The 17,330-nt window shown below is 64.3% G+C and carries 15 protein-coding genes; 14 read left to right on the top strand and 1 reads right to left on the bottom strand.

Annotated features, from left to right (window positions below):
- Positions 1-3 precede the first annotated feature (3 nt).
- From OH764_RS11435 to OH764_RS11370, 14 genes are all read left to right on the top strand, one after another.
- A complete protein-coding gene (locus OH764_RS11435) occupies positions 4-393 on the top strand; it encodes a methylglyoxal synthase (protein ID WP_020069544.1) in 390 nt (129 codons plus the stop codon).
- 63 nt (positions 394-456) lie between these two features.
- On the top strand, positions 457-1,431 hold the full coding sequence (locus OH764_RS11430) for a quinone oxidoreductase family protein (protein WP_498846878.1): 975 nt from the start codon (positions 457-459) through the stop codon (positions 1,429-1,431).
- 213 nt (positions 1,432-1,644) lie between these two features.
- A complete protein-coding gene (locus tag OH764_RS11425) occupies positions 1,645-1,758 on the top strand; it encodes a hypothetical protein (protein ID WP_020069546.1) in 114 nt (37 codons plus the stop codon).
- The gene (kdpF, locus tag OH764_RS11420; RefSeq protein ID WP_020069547.1) at positions 1,755-1,847 is read left to right on the top strand and encodes a K(+)-transporting ATPase subunit F; all 93 of its coding nucleotides are present in this window, start codon (positions 1,755-1,757) and stop codon (positions 1,845-1,847) included. Before OH764_RS11425 ends, kdpF begins: the two co-directional genes overlap by 4 nt.
- Positions 1,844-3,649, top strand: a complete 1,806-nt coding sequence (gene kdpA / locus OH764_RS11415; protein WP_498846877.1) for a potassium-transporting ATPase subunit KdpA — start codon at positions 1,844-1,846, stop codon at positions 3,647-3,649. The genes kdpF and kdpA overlap by 4 nt, the downstream gene beginning before the upstream one ends.
- Before the next feature lie 82 nt (positions 3,650-3,731).
- Complete coding sequence (gene kdpB / locus OH764_RS11410) at positions 3,732-5,828, top strand: potassium-transporting ATPase subunit KdpB (protein WP_498846876.1); 2,097 nt, start codon at positions 3,732-3,734, stop codon at positions 5,826-5,828.
- A gap of 45 nt (positions 5,829-5,873) precedes the next feature.
- Entirely contained in the window at positions 5,874-6,452 is a 579-nt protein-coding gene (kdpC, locus tag OH764_RS11405; protein ID WP_498846875.1) for a potassium-transporting ATPase subunit C, read from the top strand.
- Positions 6,453-6,645: 193 nt separating this feature from the next.
- Positions 6,646-9,564, top strand: a complete 2,919-nt coding sequence (locus OH764_RS11400; protein ID WP_498846874.1) for a KdpD family sensor histidine kinase — start codon at positions 6,646-6,648, stop codon at positions 9,562-9,564.
- Positions 9,557-10,255 carry a response regulator transcription factor KdpE gene (gene kdpE / locus OH764_RS11395; RefSeq protein ID WP_498846873.1) on the top strand — a complete coding sequence of 233 codons (699 nt, stop codon included), beginning with the start codon at positions 9,557-9,559 and terminating at the stop codon, positions 10,253-10,255. Before OH764_RS11400 ends, kdpE begins: the two co-directional genes overlap by 8 nt.
- Positions 10,256-10,375: 120 nt before the next feature.
- Entirely contained in the window at positions 10,376-10,696 is a 321-nt protein-coding gene (gene sugE, locus OH764_RS11390; protein ID WP_020069553.1) for a quaternary ammonium compound efflux SMR transporter SugE, read from the top strand.
- Positions 10,697-10,899: 203 nt separating this feature from the next.
- The gene (locus OH764_RS11385) at positions 10,900-11,511 is read left to right on the top strand and encodes a DUF4126 domain-containing protein (protein WP_088173579.1); all 612 of its coding nucleotides are present in this window, start codon (positions 10,900-10,902) and stop codon (positions 11,509-11,511) included.
- Between the two features lie 134 nt (positions 11,512-11,645).
- Positions 11,646-14,135: an ABC transporter permease gene (locus tag OH764_RS11380; RefSeq protein ID WP_498848808.1), complete on the top strand. Its 2,490-nt coding sequence runs from the start codon at positions 11,646-11,648 to the stop codon at positions 14,133-14,135.
- Positions 14,136-14,166: 31 nt separating this feature from the next.
- Entirely contained in the window at positions 14,167-14,580 is a 414-nt protein-coding gene (locus tag OH764_RS11375) for a group II truncated hemoglobin (RefSeq protein ID WP_498846872.1), read from the top strand.
- Positions 14,573-15,298, top strand: coding sequence for a DUF924 family protein (locus tag OH764_RS11370; RefSeq protein WP_498846871.1), 726 nt, complete (start codon positions 14,573-14,575; stop codon positions 15,296-15,298). The genes OH764_RS11375 and OH764_RS11370 overlap by 8 nt, the downstream gene beginning before the upstream one ends.
- A gap of 140 nt (positions 15,299-15,438) precedes the next feature.
- Here the strand turns inward: OH764_RS11370 and OH764_RS11365 are convergent, their stop codons facing one another.
- A complete protein-coding gene (locus tag OH764_RS11365) occupies positions 15,439-17,274 on the bottom strand; it encodes an ArnT family glycosyltransferase (protein WP_498846870.1) in 1,836 nt (611 codons plus the stop codon).
- Between the last annotated feature and the right edge of the window lie 56 nt (positions 17,275-17,330).

The following is a 17,330-nucleotide window of genomic DNA, read 5'->3' as shown; positions in this document are numbered from 1 at the left end:
GTCATGACCACCCGCATTGCGCTGATCGCGCACGATCACAAGAAAGACGACATCGTCAAACTCGCCGGCGAATACGTCGACACGCTCAAACGCTGCGACGTCGTCGCGACCGGCACGACCGGCGGGCGCATTAGCGAAGCGCACGGGCTGACCGTCGAGCGCATGCTGTCCGGCCCGCACGGCGGCGACCTGCAGATCGGCGCGCAACTCGCGGAAGGGCGCGTGGACATGGTGATTTTCCTGCGCGATCCGATGACGCCGCAACCGCACGAACCGGATATCAACGCGCTGGTACGCGCATGCGACGTACACAACATTCCATGCGCGACCAACATCTCGACGGCACGCATGGTTCTCGACGTCCTCACGCTGCGTCTCACGCAGCAAGTTTGACGCTGCATATGCGAGGCTCATCGGCCAGACAATCAGCCCGCATTCCAAATCAAGGAGACACGAATGGTCAAAGCAATCCGATTCGATAAAACCGGCGGCCCCGAGGTGATGAAATGGGTCGACGTCGAGGTGGGCGACCCGGGAGCCGGCGAAATTCGCATCCGTCAGACGGCGGTCGGGCTCAACTATATCGACGTGTACTTTCGTACCGGTTTGTATCCGCTGCCGCTGCCGGGCGGCCTCGGTATGGAAGCAGCCGGCGAGGTGATCGCGGTCGGCGCGGGCGTGAACGATCTGAAAGCGGGCGATCGCGTCGCCTACGTGGCAAGGCCGCCTGGCGCCTATGCGCAGGAGCGCGTGTTGCCGGCCGCACAGGTCATCAAGTTGCCGGACGCGGTGAGCGATGAACAGGCCGCCTCGGTGATGCTGCAAGGCCTGACCGCTCAGTACCTGCTGCGCCGCACGTATCGGGTCAAGGCCGGCGACACCATCCTGATTCAGGCGGCCGCGGGCGGCGTCGGGTTGCTCGTGTGCCAGTGGGCGAAGGCACTGGGCGCCACGGTGATCGGCACCGTCGGCTCGGACGAGAAAGCGGAGATCGCGAAGGCCCATGGCTGCGATCACGCGATCGTCTATACGCGTGAAAACTTCACGAAGCGCGTGCGCGAGATCACCAACGGCGCAGGCGTGCCGGTGGTGTACGACTCCATCGGTAAAGATACGTTTACGGGCTCGCTCGATTGCCTCGCGCCGCTCGGCATGTTCGTGAGCTTCGGCAATGCGTCGGGCCCGCTGCCGCCTATCGACTCATCCGAATTCGCCGGCCGCGGTTCGCTGTTCTTCACGCGCCCCACGCTGTTCACGTATATCGGCAAACGCAGCGACTACGAGGCGATGTCGGCCGAACTATTCGATGTGCTGGTTTCAGGCAAGGTCAAGACGAACATCAACCAGCGCTACGCGCTCGCCAATGTAGGTCAGGCGCATAAGGATCTCGAATCACGCAAGACCACGGGGTCGACCATCCTGTTGCCGTAGTTCTCATGCGCGTACACGCGTCTTCCTGACAGCGCGGACCTGAGCATCTAGCCAGGTCGAGCCGTTGACCACCACCAGGGCCGTTGCATCTCGCGATGCAACGGCCCTGTGCGTTTACGCGATTTTTATATCGCAAACCACAGCTTTGATCAGCCCTTTACGCGCTTGCGCATACCGTTGCGGCTATCCGAATTCCGTCAATGGAGAATAAAAATGGATGCGCTGTACGTCGTAGCCGTCGCGCTTTTCACCGCGCTGACGTTTGCACTGATTGCCGGCTGCGAGAAGCTGATGCTGTCCCGTCGCGGCCAGGGAGCACGCTCATGAACTGGATGTTGTGGCTCTCTGGCGCGGCGACCGCGCTGCTGTTTGCGTACCTGGTCTATGCGCTGTTGCGCGCGGAGGACATCGAATGAACGCGAATAATGTCTTGCAGGCGGCGCTCTTTATCGTCGTTCTGCTGGCCGCGGCGGTGCCTTTGTCGCGTTATCTGCACGGCGTGATGGACGGCAGTTCGCGCGTGCTGCGCATCGGCGGACCCATCGAGCGGCTGTTGTATCGCGTCGCCGGCGTCGATCCGTCGACGGAAATGAGCTGGAAGCATTACGCGATCGCCACGATCGCGTTCAATGCGCTGGGCGTCCTGTTTCTTTATCTGCTGTTGCGCGTGCAGGGCTGGTTGCCCGGCAATCCGCAGCAGTTCGGCGCCATGACTGTCGACGGTGCGTTCAATACCGCGATCAGCTTCGTGACCAATACGAACTGGCAGGACTACACGCCGGAACAAACGGTGGGTTATCTCACGCAGATGCTCGGCCTCACGGTGCAGAACTTTTTCTCTGCGGCGACCGGCATCGTCGTCGTGATCGCGCTGATTCGCGGCTTCGCCCGCCATACGGCGCAAACCATCGGCAATTTCTGGGTCGATCTGACACGCGTGACGCTATATGTGTTGCTGCCGATGTCGGTCATCGTTGCGACGCTGATGATGAGCCAGGGCGTGATCCAGAACTTCAACGCGTATAAGGACGTGCCGACGTTGCAAACCACGACCTACGCCGCGCCGAAGCTCGACGCGCAAGGCAATCCGGTCAAGGACGCGAAGGGTAATGCGGTGACAGTCGATACGCCGCTCAAAACGCAGACCATCGCGATGGGTCCGGTTGCGTCGCAGGAAGCGATCAAGATGATCGGCACCAACGGCGGCGGTTTCTTCAACGGTAACTCCTCGCATCCGTACGAGAACCCGACGCCGTTCTCCAACTTCCTGCAGATCTTCTCGATCCTGGTCATCCCGGCCGCGCTCGCGCTCGTGTTCGGCCGCATGATCGCGGACCGCAAACAGGGTGTAGCCGTGCTCGCGGCAATGACGATTGCGTTCGGCGTGTGCGTATTCGGCGAGATCGCAGCGGAGCAGGGCGGCAATCCGGCTTTCACCGCGCTGCATGTCGATCAGTCGGCGAGCGCGATGCAGTCGGGCGGCAACGCGGAAGGCAAGGAAACGCGATTCGGCATCGCGCAATCCGGCATCTTCACTGTCGCGACGACGGCGGCTTCGTGCGGCGCGGTCGCCAACACGCATGATTCGCTGACGCCTATCGGTGGCCTTTATCCGCTGCTGCTGATGCAGCTTGGCGAAGTGATCTTCGGCGGTGTCGGCTCGGGCCTGTACGGCATGCTGGTGTTCGCGCTGCTCGCCGTGTTCGTGGCGGGTCTGATGATCGGCCGCACGCCTGAGTATGTCGGCAAGAAGATCGAAGCGTACGAGATGAAGATGGTGTCCATCGTCGTTCTGCTCACGCCGTTGCTCGTGCTGGTCGGCACGTCGATCGCGGTGCTGAGCGACGCGGGCAAGGCGGGCATCGCCAATCCGGGCGCACACGGCTTCTCGGAGATTCTCTACGCGTTCAGCTCGGCCGCGAACAACAACGGCAGCGCGTTCGCTGGCCTGACGGTGGGCACGCCCTTCTATAACTGGCTCACTGCAATTGCGATGTGGTTCGGCCGCTTCGGCACCATCGTCCCCGTGCTCGCGATTGCCGGCTCGCTTGCCGCCAAGAAGCGTATCGGCGTGACCGGCGGCACGCTGCCGACGCACGGGCCGCTCTTCGTCGTTCTGCTACTCGGCACGGTGCTGCTAGTCGGTGCGCTCACGTACGTGCCGGCGCTCGCGCTCGGTCCGGGCGTCGAACATCTGATGATGATGGGCGCGAACTGATGCCAGTACTGATGCGCAACGACGTGGCAAGGCGCGTATCCGTACGCGCCGGCAAAAAAGCAACGCGAAATTCGAGGATGCAATGACTGAACACAATGCAACGAGGTCCATGTTCGATCCGGCGCTGCTGCGCCCGGCGATCGTGGACTCTTTCAGGAAGCTCACGCCGCGCACGCAGTTCCGTAACCCGGTGATGTTCTGCGTGTACGTCGGCAGTATTCTCACGACGATCCTGTGGATCGCCGCGCTCGCTGGTCAGGCGGAGGCGCCTGCTGGTTTCATCCTCGCGGTCACGCTGTGGTTGTGGTTCACGGTGCTGTTCGCGAACTTCGCCGAAGCGCTCGCCGAGGGCCGCTCTAAAGCGCAGGCCGCCTCGCTGCGCAGCGCGAAGAAAGACGTGATGGCGAAGAAGTTGAACGAGCCGCATCCGAAGTCGCCAATCCGGATCGTCACCGCGTCGGATCTGAGTCGTGGCGACGTCGTGCTGATCGAAACCGGCGACGTGATTCCGGCCGACGGCGAGGTGGTGGAGGGTGTTGCGTCCGTCGATGAATCCGCGATTACCGGCGAATCCGCGCCCGTGATTCGTGAGTCGGGCGGCGACTTTTCTTCGGTGACGGGCGGCACGCGCCTGTTATCCGACTGGATCGTCGTGCGCGTCACCGCAAATCCCGGCGAAGCGTTCCTCGATCGCATGATCGCGATGGTCGAAGGTGCGAAGCGTCACAAGACGCCGAACGAGATCGCGCTGACCATTCTGCTGGTCGCACTGACCATCGTGATGCTGCTCGCGACGGCCACGCTGCTGCCGTTCTCAATGTTCTCCGTCGAAGCGGCGCATCTGGCAAATGCGGCGGGCCACGTCGTGACGATCACCGCTCTCGTCGCACTACTGGTTTGCCTGATCCCGACCACGATCGGCGGCCTGTTGTCGGCCATCGGCGTGGCCGGCATGAGCCGCATGATGCAGGCGAACGTCATTGCAACGTCGGGCCGCGCGGTCGAGGCCGCCGGCGACGTCGACGTGCTGTTGCTCGACAAGACCGGCACGATCACGCTCGGCAATCGCCAGGCATCGCTCTTCGTTCCGGCGCCGGGTCTCACTGAAGAAGCGCTCGCCGACGCAGCGCAGCTCTCGTCGCTTGCCGACGAAACGCCGGAAGGACGCAGCATCGTCGTGCTCGCGAAGCAGCGTTTCAATATCCGTCAGCGCGATATGGCGTCGCTGCACGCGGTGTTCCTCGCGTTTACGGCGCAAACCCGGATGAGCGGCGTCGATCTGCCGAACCGCGAAATTCGCAAGGGCGCCGCGGATGCGGTGAAGCATTACGTCGAAGCGAACGGTGGCCGTTTTCCGCACGAAGTCAGCGACGCCGTCGCCGAAGTCGCGCGGCGCGGCAGCACGCCGCTCGTTGTCGCGGAGAAAGGCGAACACGGCGCGCGCGTGCTGGGCGTGATCGAGTTGAAGGATGTGGTGAAAGGCGGCATCAAGGAACGCTTTGCCGAGCTGCGCAAAATGGGCATCAAGACGGTGATGGTGACGGGCGACAACCGGCTGACGGCGGCGGCGATTGCGGCAGAAGCGGGCGTCGACGATTTTCTCGCCGAAGCGACGCCCGAGGCAAAACTCGCGACGATCCGCGCGCACCAGGCCGAAGGACGCCTCGTGGCGATGACGGGCGACGGTACGAACGATGCCCCTGCGCTCGCACAGGCCGACGTCGCGGTAGCGATGAACACCGGCACGCAGGCCGCGAAAGAAGCCGGCAACATGGTGGACCTCGATTCGAATCCGACGAAACTGATCGAGATCGTCGAAATCGGCAAACAGATGCTGATGACGCGCGGCTCGCTCACCACGTTCTCGATTGCCAACGATCTGGCCAAGTACTTCGCGATCATTCCGGCTGCGTTCGCGACCACCTATCCGGCACTGAATGCGCTGAACGTGATGCATCTGGCAACGCCGGCCTCCGCGATCATGTCGGCGGTGATTTTCAACGCGCTGATCATCGTGCTGCTGATTCCGCTCGCGTTGAAAGGCGTGCGTTATCGAGCGCTCGGCGCTGCGGTTCTGCTGCGACGCAATCTGCTCGTGTACGGGCTGGGTGGAATCGTGGTGCCGTTCATCGGCATCAAGTTGATAGATATGGTGCTCGCCGCGTTTGGCTGGGTTTGAGTCCGGCTGCTTGAAAAATCGGCAGCCTACGAGGAAACAATCGTCATGAAAAATCTGTTGCGTCCGTTGATCGTTCTTTTCGCGGTGCTGAGCGCCGTTACCGGCCTCGCTTATCCGGCGTTGATCACCGCCGTGGGCCAAACGCTGTTTCACGATGAGGCCAATGGCAGCCTCATCGAGCAGGACGGCAAGGTGGTCGGCTCGAAGCTGATTGGCCAGCAGTTCGATGCGCCGCAGTACTTCTGGGGACGCTTATCGGCCACGAGCCCGATGCCCTATAACGCGCAGGCTTCGGGCGGCTCCAATCTCGGGCCGACCAATCCGGCGCTTCTGGACGAAGTGAAAGGCCGCATCGACGCGTTGAAGGCTGCGGGAACGGATATGTCGAAGCCCGTGCCGGTCGATCTGGTGACGTCTTCTGGAAGCGGGCTGGACCCTGAGATCAGCCCGGCGGCGGCCGCTTATCAGATCGATCGGGTCGCGAAAGCGCGAGGGCTCGGAGAGAACGATGTGCGAGCGCTAGTGGACCGTTATACGAGTGGGCGTCAATTCGGCATTCTCGGTGAGCCGCGCGTGAACGTGCTGCAACTGAACCTCGCGCTCGACGAGATGAAGCGCGGGTGAGGGCGTCTGACCGGAGCCCGGCGCAGCGCTAACCGGGAAGCGGCCGGACAACCCGCGGAACAGGCGGCGCGCGCGAATGCGGTTCTATCTTTTCACAGGCCATGGCCGCACATCGTTATGAACGATTTGCGGCCGGGCCGCCGCCGTGCCACCATGCACGCACCGCCGCGTGCCTATCACCGAACATGCAAGCATGAACCGCCCCGATCCCGATCAACTGCTCGACAAGCTGCAGCGCGACGAACAACAACGTCAACGCGGCAGGCTGAAGATTTTTTTTGGCGCGTCGGCGGGTGTCGGCAAGACATATGCGATGTTGCAGGCGGCGCGCCGCCGTCGCGACGAAGGCGCGGACGTGGTGGTCGGCATCGCCGAAACGCATGGACGTGGTGAAACAGCCGCGCTGCTCGAAGGACTCGACGTGCTGCCGCTTGCACAGTTCGAGTACCGTGGGCGCAAGCTCGGCGAATTCGATCTCGACGCGGCGCTGGCGCGCAAGCCGCAACTCATTCTCGTTGACGAACTTGCGCATTCGAATGTGCAGGGCGCGCGGCATCTCAAGCGCTGGCAGGACGTGTATGAACTGCTCGACGCCGGCATCGACGTCTATACGACTGTCAACGTTCAACACCTCGAGAGCCTGAACGACGTGGTTGGGCAGATCACGGGCATCCGCGTGTGGGAGACAGTCCCCGACCGCGTGTTCGATCGCGCCGACGAAGTCACGCTGGTCGATCTTCCAGCCGAGGAACTGCTCGACCGCATGCGTGACGGCAAGGTGTATCTGCCGCAACAGGCCGAGCGCGCCGTGCGCAATTTCTTTCGCAAAGGCAACCTGATCGCGTTGCGCGAGCTGGCATTGCGCCGTACCGCCGATCGGGTCGACGCGCAAATGCGGGAGTATCGTGCCGACCGCTCGATCGAACGGATCTGGCAGGCGCGGGAACGCTTGCTGGTATGCGTCGGTCCCGGCCCCGAAGCGCCGATGCTGGTGCGCGCGGCGGCGCGTCTCGCCACGAGTCTGAAGGCGGACTGGATCGCGGTGTATGTGGAGACACCCGCGCTGCAGCGCTTGCCCGATGCGCGGCGCGAACGCACGTTGAATGCATTGAAGCTCGCCGCTGAACTCGGCGCGGAAACGGCGACGCTCGCGGGCGTCGACGCGGCTTCGGCGCTGGCCGGTTACGCACAGGCTCGCAACGTGTCGAAACTGGTGGCGGGCGCGTCGATCCGCTCGGGTTTAACGCGCTGGTTGCGCCGCCCCCTTGGCGAACGCATCGCGGAAAAGGCGGGCCATGTCGATCTCACGCTGATTCGCCCGTCGTCGTCGGAAAGCGGCAGCGGCGAGCAGCACCGCTTGCTCAACACGACTGCGAACGCGTGGCGCGATGCGTTGAGCGCCGCGCGCGAACGCCGCTCGCCGCCGCGCGCGTACGGCTACGCTCTGGCGATCTGCGCGGGCATCACCGCGTTGTCGAGTCAGTTGAGCGATCACATCGATCTGACGAACCTGGTCATGCTGTATCTGCTCGGCGTGATCTTCACAGCAGCGAAACTCGGGCGCGGGCCAGGCGTGCTGCTGTCGTTCCTGAGCGTCGCCGCATTCGACTTTTTCTTCGTGCCGCCGCGCTTGTCGCTGTCGGTGTCGGATACGCAATATCTGCTGACGTTCTTCGGTATGTTGCTGACCTCGCTCGTGATCAGCCATCTAACGTCGAGCTTGCGGCGCGAGGCGAGGGTGGCGCGGCGTCGCGAGCAGCGCACCGGCGCGATGTACTCGATGGCGCGCGAACTGGCCGCGGCGCTGACGGCCGAACAGATCGTCGGCATTGGGAGCCGTCACGTAAGCGAAGTGTTCGGCGCGCGCGTTGCGGTTCTGTTGCCGGACAGCGCCGATCGGGTGAAGCAGAAAATTGAGGACCCGGACGCCGCGATCACGCTCGAAGGCGAACTGCTCGATACCGATGTCGGCCAATGGGTCTACGATCACCAGAAGCCGGCTGGACACGGTACCGACACGCTGCCCGCTGCGGCTGCCCTGTATCTGCCGCTAAAGGCACCCATGCGCACGCGCGGCGTGCTTGCGGTGGTGGTGCGCGACGAACGCGAACTGGACGTGCCCGAACAGGAGCGCATGCTCGACGCGTTCGCCGCGCAGATCGCGCTCGCGCTCGAGCGCGTGCATTATGTGGACATCGCGCGCGACGCGCTGGTCAGTATGGAATCCGAACGTTTGCGCAACTCGCTGTTGTCCGCGATTTCGCACGATTTGCGCACTCCGCTTACAACGATTGTCGGCTTCTCGTCGATGCTCGCACAATCGCGGGGAACTCATGTCGACGTGGAGCGCGACGGTGAACTCGTCGAGGCGATCCATGAGGAAGCGCTGCGCATGACCGGGATCGTCACGAATCTGCTCGACATGGCGCGCTTGCAGGAGGGCAGCCTGCAGCTAAACCGGCAGTGGACGCCGCTCGAAGAAACAGTGGGGGCCGCGCTGCGCGCCTGCAAGCGTGCGCTGAACGGACACCCGGTGCAGGTCAATCTCGCGGCCGACCTGCCGTTGCTGCATCTGGACGCCGTACTGATGGAGCGGCTTTTTTCAAACCTGTTCGAGAATGCGGCGAAATACACGTCGCCCGGTACGCCGCTGACCATCGGCGCGCAACGCTTCGAGCCGGACGGCAAGCCGTTCGTGCGCGTCACTGTCGACGATAATGGGCCGGGCCTGCCGGTCGGCATGGAAACGCGAGTGTTCGAGAAGTTCACACGCGGCGAGAAGGAATCGGCCAAGCCCGGCGTGGGTCTGGGTCTCGCGATTTGTCGGGCGATCGTGGAAGCGCACGGCGGGAGCGTCGGCGCGCTCAATCGCATGGCGACCGGGTCGGGAGGGTCCGGAGGTTCGGCAGAGGCGGCTGAAGGCCGCATCGACGGTGCGCGCTTCTGGTTCACGCTGCCCGTCGAGACGCCGCCGGACGCGCCGGATCCGATGGACGAAGAAGCTGACGACGATCTGGGACACAATCCGGGACAAACAGACTCAACACCCGCGGATTTGGACTCGCATTCAGACCCGCACCTGGACCAGCTAGCGAAACCAACTCATGAGTGAGCCGAGCATCACCGTCGTTCTAATCGAAGACGAAAAGCAGATTCGCCGCTTTGTGCGCACGGCGCTGGAAGGCGAGGGCATCGCTGTGTATGACGCCGAGACCGGTAAGCAGGGCCTGGTAGAAGCCGCGACGCGCAAGCCCGATCTCGTGATCGTCGATCTCGGCCTGCCCGACACCGACGGTCTCGACGTGATCCGCGAATTGCGTGGCTGGAGCGAGTTGCCGGTGATCGTGCTGTCCGCGCGCACGCAGGAGAGCGAGAAAGTCGCGGCGCTCGATGCCGGTGCGGACGATTACCTGACGAAGCCCTTCGGCGTGTCCGAACTGCTCGCGCGAATCCGCGCGCATCTGCGGCGTCGCAATCAGGGCGGCGCGAACGAGTCGCCGCAGGTGCGCTTTGGCGCGGTAAGCGTCGATCTGGCCTTGCGCCAGGTGACGCGAGACGGCGCCGCGGTTCATCTGACGCCAATCGAGTATCGGCTACTCGCGACGCTGGTGCGCCATGCAGGCCGCGTGCTGACGCACCGGCAATTGTTGCGCGACGTGTGGGGTCCGTCGCATGTCGAGAGCTATCACTATCTGCGAATCTATATGGCGCACTTGCGGGGGAAACTGGAGCGCGATCCGGCGCAACCCGAGCACATCGTGACGGAAACGGGTGTCGGTTACCGGTTGGTCGGCGTGGCTTGAGCACGACGGCGGGCGCCTCGCAACGCAATGGCGAGCGGATCGTTATAATTACGAACCGTAAGGACGACCTTACGCTTTTCACAAACGGGGACGGCCCCATCTGATCAATGGAGCTGTTTCATGTCCTGGATTCTTCTATTCGTCGCCGGTTTGCTCGAAGTCGCTTGGGCGGCCGGCCTCAAAAGCTCGGACGGTTTCACTCGGCTGTGGCCTTCGGTGTTCACCATCGTGACGGCGGTCGGCAGCTTCGTGCTGCTGGCAATGGCTATGAGGCAGTTGCCGCTCGGCACTGCTTACGCGGTGTGGACCGGCATCGGCGCGGTCGGCGCGTTCATCTTCGGCATCGTGATGATGGGCGAGGCGCTGACGGTCGCGCGGGTTGCAAGCGCGGCGCTGATTGTCGTCGGCCTGGTGGGCCTCAAACTGTCGTCGGGACATTGAGTCCCTGCGCATGCCGCCATTTTGCAAGCCACTCTGCGTTCTGCGAATTAACGTGGCTATAATGAGATTGAAACCAACCTGAAGTTGCCCGCGGCCTGCTCGGCGCGGCCGGCTTGGCGCGGGTCTGACGACTTCGGTGTGGCGGCTCCTTCGTGATTGGCCTGCCGAAGCGCCCGGCACGCACCGCGCGCCTGGAGGCGGCCATGCTTGAATCACTTTCGCTTGCTGCGGGGCTCTCATGGGGCAGCGGCCTGCGCCTCTATCTGACGGTCCTGCTGGCCGGCGTGTTCGAGCGCCTCGGCCTCGTTCATCTTCCCGATACCTTGTCCGCGCTGTCCTCGCCTTGGGTGATCGGCGTGGCGGGCGCGCTGACCGTCACTGAATTTCTTGCCGACAAAATTCCCGCGTTCGATTCCTTGTGGGACGCAATTCACACCTTTATCCGCATTCCGGCCGGCGCGGTGCTCGCAGCCGGTGCACTCGGCCATGCTGATCCCGCGCTGCTGACGGTAGCCGCGCTCGCGGGCGGCACGCTCGCTGGCACCGCGCATTTGACGAAAGCGGGTACGCGCGCGCTGATCAATCTGTCGCCGGAACCGGTGTCGAATATCGTCACGTCGACCGCCGAAGACGGCCTCGTATTCGGCGGCATCCTGCTCGCGCTCTTCCTGCCGTTGCTGTTTCTCGTGCTGATCGTCGGCTTCCTGGTGCTGGCCGGCTGGGTGTTGCCGCGGCTGTGGCGCGGTGTGCAGGGCGGCTTCCGTGGCATGGCCACGCATATGGTGTCGCGCCTCGCGAGGAGCCGGCACGATTGAGCGATACCAGCGAAACCCGCGAGACCAGCGAATCCGACGAAGCCAGCGACAAGGTCACACATTCCACGGCACGCGTCGGCGTATCCGCGACGCGCCGCTTTAGCGGCGGCGATCTGCTGCGCCAGGCGATTCGCATGACGGCGCGCGACTGGCGCGCGGGCGAACTCACCATGCTGCTGCTCGCGCTGGTGCTGGCCGTTGCGGCGCTATCGAGCGTCGGCTTTCTCGCCGACCGTTTGCATCAAGGGCTCGAGCGCGACGCACGCCGGATGATCGCCGCCGACTTCATCGTGCGCGCCGACCATCCGGTCGATCCGCAGTTTGCGCAGCAGGCGTCGGCGCTCGGGCTGAGAACGGCGACCACGGCAATCTTTCCGAGCATGATCAACTCGACCGGCGCGCAGCCGGTGTCGCGACTCGCCGCGATCAAGGCGGTGTCGCCGGGCTATCCGCTGCGCGGCGCGTTGCGGATTGCTTCAGCGCCCGCTGCGACGGATCATCCCGCGCAAACCATTCCCGCGCCTGGCACCGTCTGGGTCGATCAGCAACTGCTCGACGCGTTGAAGGTGCGCATAGGCGACACGGTGAAGGTCGGCAACCGCAGCTTCACCATCGGCGCGATGATCACGCGCGAACTCGACCGCGGCTTTTCGTTCGTCAACTTTTCGCCCCGGCTGATGATGCGCGCGGACGAAGTTCAGTCCACCGGACTCATCACGTTCGGCAGCCGCGTGACGTACCGGCTGCTGGTCGCGGGCGCCGATGCGTCGGTCGCGCGCTTTGCAGAGTTCGCGCACGGCAAGGTGGACGGCGGCAAGATGCGCGGGGTCGCGCTCGAATCGTTGCAGGACGGCCAGCCGCAAGTGCGCCAGACACTCGACCGCGCAAGTCATTTCCTCACGCTCGTGTCGCTGCTGACCGCGCTGCTCGCGGCGGTGGCGATCGCGATGGCCGCGCATCGGTATATGCGCAGGCATCTCGACGGGTGCGCCGCAATGCGTTGTCTCGGCGTGAGTCAACGGACGCTGCGCGCACTGTTCACGCTCGAATTCGTCGGCGTGGGCGTGCTGGGCGGCGCGCTTGGCGTCGCGCTGGGGTATCTCGGCCATCTGGCGTTGCTGACTTGGCTTGGCAGTCTCATCGACGTCGCGTTGCCGTACCCCACGGCATGGCCGGCGCTCGAAGGCATCGCAGCCGGTCTGGTGCTGCTGCTCGGCTTCGCGCTGCCGCCGCTGTTGCCGCTCACGCGTGTGCCGCCGGTTCGCGTGCTGCGTCGCGAGTGGGGCGAAGAAGGGCGCACGGCGTGGGCCGCGTACGCGCTCGGCATCGTGCTCTTCGCGGGACTGTTGATCGTCGCGGCGGGCGAGTTGAAGCTCGGCGGAATCGTCGCGGGCGGTTTCGCAGGCGGGCTGCTGGTGTTCGCGTGCGTCGCCCGCGTTGCGCTGTGGGGCGCGGCGCGCGTGGTTCGCAGCGAGCGTGTGAATGCGGGCATCGGCTGGCGTTATGCGCTCGCCTCGCTGGAGCGACGCAGCAGTGCGAGCGCGTTGCAGATCACCGCGCTCGGCATCGGCCTCATGTGCCTGCTGTTGATCGCGATGACGCGCAACGATCTCGTGGCCGGCTGGCGCAAGTCGACGCCGCCCGATGCGCCGAACGAATTCATCATCGACATTCAGCCCGATCAGCGCGACGCGGTCACGCATTATCTGGACACGCACGGCGTGCCGGACACGGTGCTCTCGCCGATGGTGCGCGGCCGGCTCACCGCCATCAACGGCAAAGCGGTGAATCCCGATTCGTTCAAGGGCGACGACGCGAAACGCCTGGTGGACCGCGAGTTCAATCTGTCGTACACGACGCGGTTGCCCGAGGACAATCGCCTTTCCGCGGGCACCTGGTACGGCGACGCGAAGACGCCGCAGATTTCCATCGAAGAAGGCCTCGCGAAACTGATCAACGTGAAGCCGGGCGACGTGCTGCGCTTCGACGTCACCGGCCTGCAGATCGACGCGCCGGTCACGAGCGTTCGCAAGCTCGACTGGGGTTCGTTCAAGGTCAACTTCTTCGTGCTAATGCCGCCGGCCGCGTTGCAGGACTTCCCGGCTACGTTCATTACCAGCTTCCATTTGCCGCCGGAAAAACGTTCGACCATCGACGGCCTGATTGCCGCGTACCCGAATCTGACGGCCATCGACACCGGTCCGATTCTCGCGCAGGTGCAGCGTGTGTTGCAGCAGGTGATAGGCGCGGTGCAATTCCTGTTCGCCTTCACGCTCGCGGCGGGTGTGCTCGTGCTGTACGCGGCGCTCGCCGGCACGCGCGACGAGCGTATGCGAGAATCCGCGCTGTTGCGCGCGCTGGGCGCGTCCCACGGCCAGGTTCGCGCGGTGCAGATTGCCGAGTTCGTCGCGGTCGGCGCGCTCGCCGGATTCATGGCGGCGCTCGGGGCGCAGGTGATCGGCTGGGTGCTCGCGACTCGCGTGTTCCAGTTCTATCTTGAGTTCAATCCATGGCTGCTGCCCGCCGGAATCGCGGCGGGCGTCGCGTGTGCGGCGGTCGGCGGCTGGCTGAGCTTGCGGCATGTGCTGTCGCGGCCCGCGTTGCAGTCTTTGCGGGACGCCTGAATTTCCCCTCGATTTCTGTTGATGAGTTGTTATGAGTGAGCTTGATGATGAAGTGTCGGCGGCGCAGCCTACGGCCTTCGAACTGGTTAGTGGAGAAGCGCGTGTCCGTGAGCTCGTCGACCGTTTTTACGACCTGATGGATCTCGAAGCGGAGTTCGCCGGCATTCGCGCGTTGCATCCGGAGTCGATGGACGGCTCGCGCGACAAGCTGTTCTGGTTCCTCTGCGGATGGCTGGGCGGCCCCGATCATTACATCAGCCGGTTCGGGCACCCGCGCCTGCGTGCGCGGCATTTGCCGTTTGCGATCGCGTCGAGCGAACGGGACCAGTGGCTTCGCTGCATGGCTTGGGCGATGGAAGACATAGGGCTTGCCGAGCCGCTGAGAGAACGGCTGCTCGGCTCGTTTTTCGAAACGGCCGAGTGGATGCGCAATCGCAATGGCTGACCTCGGCACCGACACCGACGGCGCGGCGCCGTACCCGGTGACGGATGCGCTGACCGATGCGCTTGCAGGCGAGGAGGCCGACCGCAGGTCGGCTGACTACGCCGCGCTCGATCCGCAGGCGCGCTCTGTGCTCGACTGCTGGTTCGGTGCGCCCGAGTCGCCGGACTTCGGCGAGCCGCGCAAGCTCTGGTTCACCGCCGACGATTCATTCGATGCGAGCTTGCGCGAACGTTTCGGAGCGTTGATCAATGCCGCGCGCGAGTCCCGACTCGACAGTTGGGCCGCAACGCCGTTAGGCGCACTGTCGCTCGTCATCGTGCTGGATCAGTTTTCGCGCAATTGCCACCGCGACACGGCTACGGCATTCGCGGCCGACCGGAAAGCGCTGCCTATTGCACAGCAGATGGTTGCGAGTGGAGCGGATCGGCTGTTGCCGGGCGTGCATCATCGCGCGTTCGCTTATCTGCCGTTCGAACACGACGAATCGCTTCCGAGCCAGCATGAGTCGCTGCGTCTTTTCAAGGCTCTTGCCGCTGAGCCGGGCGGTGCGTCTTATTACCCATTCGCGGTGAGGCACGCGAAGATCATCGAGCGCTTTGGACGCTTTCCGCATCGGAATGCGGTGCTGGGGCGCGAGTCCACAGCCGATGAAATTGCCTTCCTGCGCGAGCCGGGCTCGTCGTTCCAGTCGCGCGCGAAAAAAGCCGGCCGTCGGTGATTGACGGGCGTTCTGGCCGCCTGACGCACCGCGTTGCGGGCTAACGCGCGAACGGCGCGCACTCTTGAATGGGCGCATTGCCCAGCATTGCCCGGATTGCCCCTTAAGCGAACGCCGCTCTATCAACGCACGGTCTCGCGTTATGGCGTTCCTACGCCCACAGCCGGCGTTCCAGCCGGGGTGCGCACGAAGACGCGCAACAACTCGTCGGTATCGCCCGGACGCGCGCCCGACCAGAAGAGACGCCAGTCGCCCGCCGGTGTGGATGGGTTGTCCCGCCGGCCTCCGACAATCAGCCACGTACACCCGGTCGTGCGGGCGTCGACGGTCGGCTGATGCTCGATGCCCGCAAAATATTCGAGCATCGGCGCTTCGGACTCGCCTAATCCGATGCTCGCCATGCAATCGCCGTCATTCCATTCCACGTTCAACGCCTCGCCGAGGTTTTCGAACACTGAGCGGTAGCTCTTCGCGTAATCGAGCCAGGGCAGCAGCAGCGTGCTCACCAACCCCCAGGCGACGACAGCGCCCGCGCACCAGCTGAGCGCGCCGCGCCACTTGCCCGTGTATTTGAAGGCGGGCAGCAGCCACAGCCAGCCGATAGTCATCAACAGCGCGGCGGCGATCAGCCCGGGGCGGACGGGCAAAACGAAGTCGAGCGGCAACCATCGGCCGAGCCGGTGCAGCGATGCGTGCGTGTTCACCGGGCTGCGCGCGATGGACCAGACAATCCAGGCGAGTGCCGCCGTGCTGCCGAACAACACGCGGCTCGTCATGTCCCACGCCGTATGGAAACGCTGGGGCAACCGCTCGGCGCCTTGCATCGCGAGCAACGCCAGCGGCGCGATGAACGGCAGAATGTACAGTTCGCGGATCGTCGCGGAGCTTTGCAGCACGGCGAAACCAGTGCCCGCGAAAATCGCCGGCAACGCGACGCGCGGGTCGCGCCAGCGCCGCCATGCGCCGCCAGCAAGCGCCGCCACTGCCAGCGGCACGACGGGAAAACCGACGGTCAGCACGGTGCGCAGCACGAATAGCCGGTTCTCGCTTTCCGAGCCGAGTTCGGCCACCGAAAAACCGAAAAACCGGCCGACGTTGTTATCCCACAGCCAGACCTTGAAGAGCGCTTCAGAACGTAGATAGAAGCAGAACGGCCAGATCAGTGCGAACGGCGCGCAGACCAGCGCGGCCACGCCGAGCGCGCCGGCGAAGCTCCGGGTGCGGCAGGCTGGATAAAGCACGAGTACCGCGCAGACCGTCGCGCCGAACACGAGTGGCACGAACAGGCCTTTCGCGAGAAACGACAGGCCGACGCCCGCGCCGAACATCGCGGCGCCGCTTAGTATCGCGTGGCGACGCTGCGCGGCATCGTTGTTTCGTTCTCCGTCATAACGAAGATGGGCGAGCACGAGTTCGAACAGCCCGCAGAAGCCGATCGCCGCACCGGCCATCAGCGCGACGTCGGTCATCATGTCGTGCACGTGTTTGACAACGACGAGGGTGCCGCCAAACAACGCCAGCGTGCTGACCACGCGCAAGTCGCGCCAGTTCGTGGCATCCACGGCGCGGCGCGCGACACGGGCCGTGTAGTACACGGTCAACCCGGCGAACAGCGCGCTCGCGAGACGCGCCGCGTCATGCAGGGGCAGATAGCGGCCGAACATCCATGCGAGGCCGGCGGCCACCCAGTCGTACACAGGCGGTTTTTCGACGAACGGCTGGCCCGCGTTGGTCGGCACTACGAGATCGCCGGTGTCGAGCATGTGCTGGACGATGCCGAATGTGTAAGTCTCGTCCTGTTTCCAGGGATCGTGACCCAGCGTGCCCGGCAAAAGCCACGCGCAGACGATCGCCATCGCCACGAGCCAAAGCAGCGGACGCACGTTGCCGAGCGCACGCCAACGATCGAGGTAAGGCGCGCGATCGGCGGCTTGCGAGCCGGCGGCCGGAGATGGTGCGATTGGCTTTTCTTGCATAAGACGATCTCTTATCGCGGCAAGCGGCGACTCAGGCGCGCGTACCGGTTTTGTAT

This window comes from Burkholderia sp. M6-3, from assembly GCF_050858985.1.
Lineage (GTDB): Bacteria > Pseudomonadota > Gammaproteobacteria > Burkholderiales > Burkholderiaceae > Paraburkholderia > Paraburkholderia caledonica.
The sequence above is the reverse complement of the archived record's forward strand: the minus strand, read 5'-3'. Positions and strand labels throughout refer to the sequence as shown.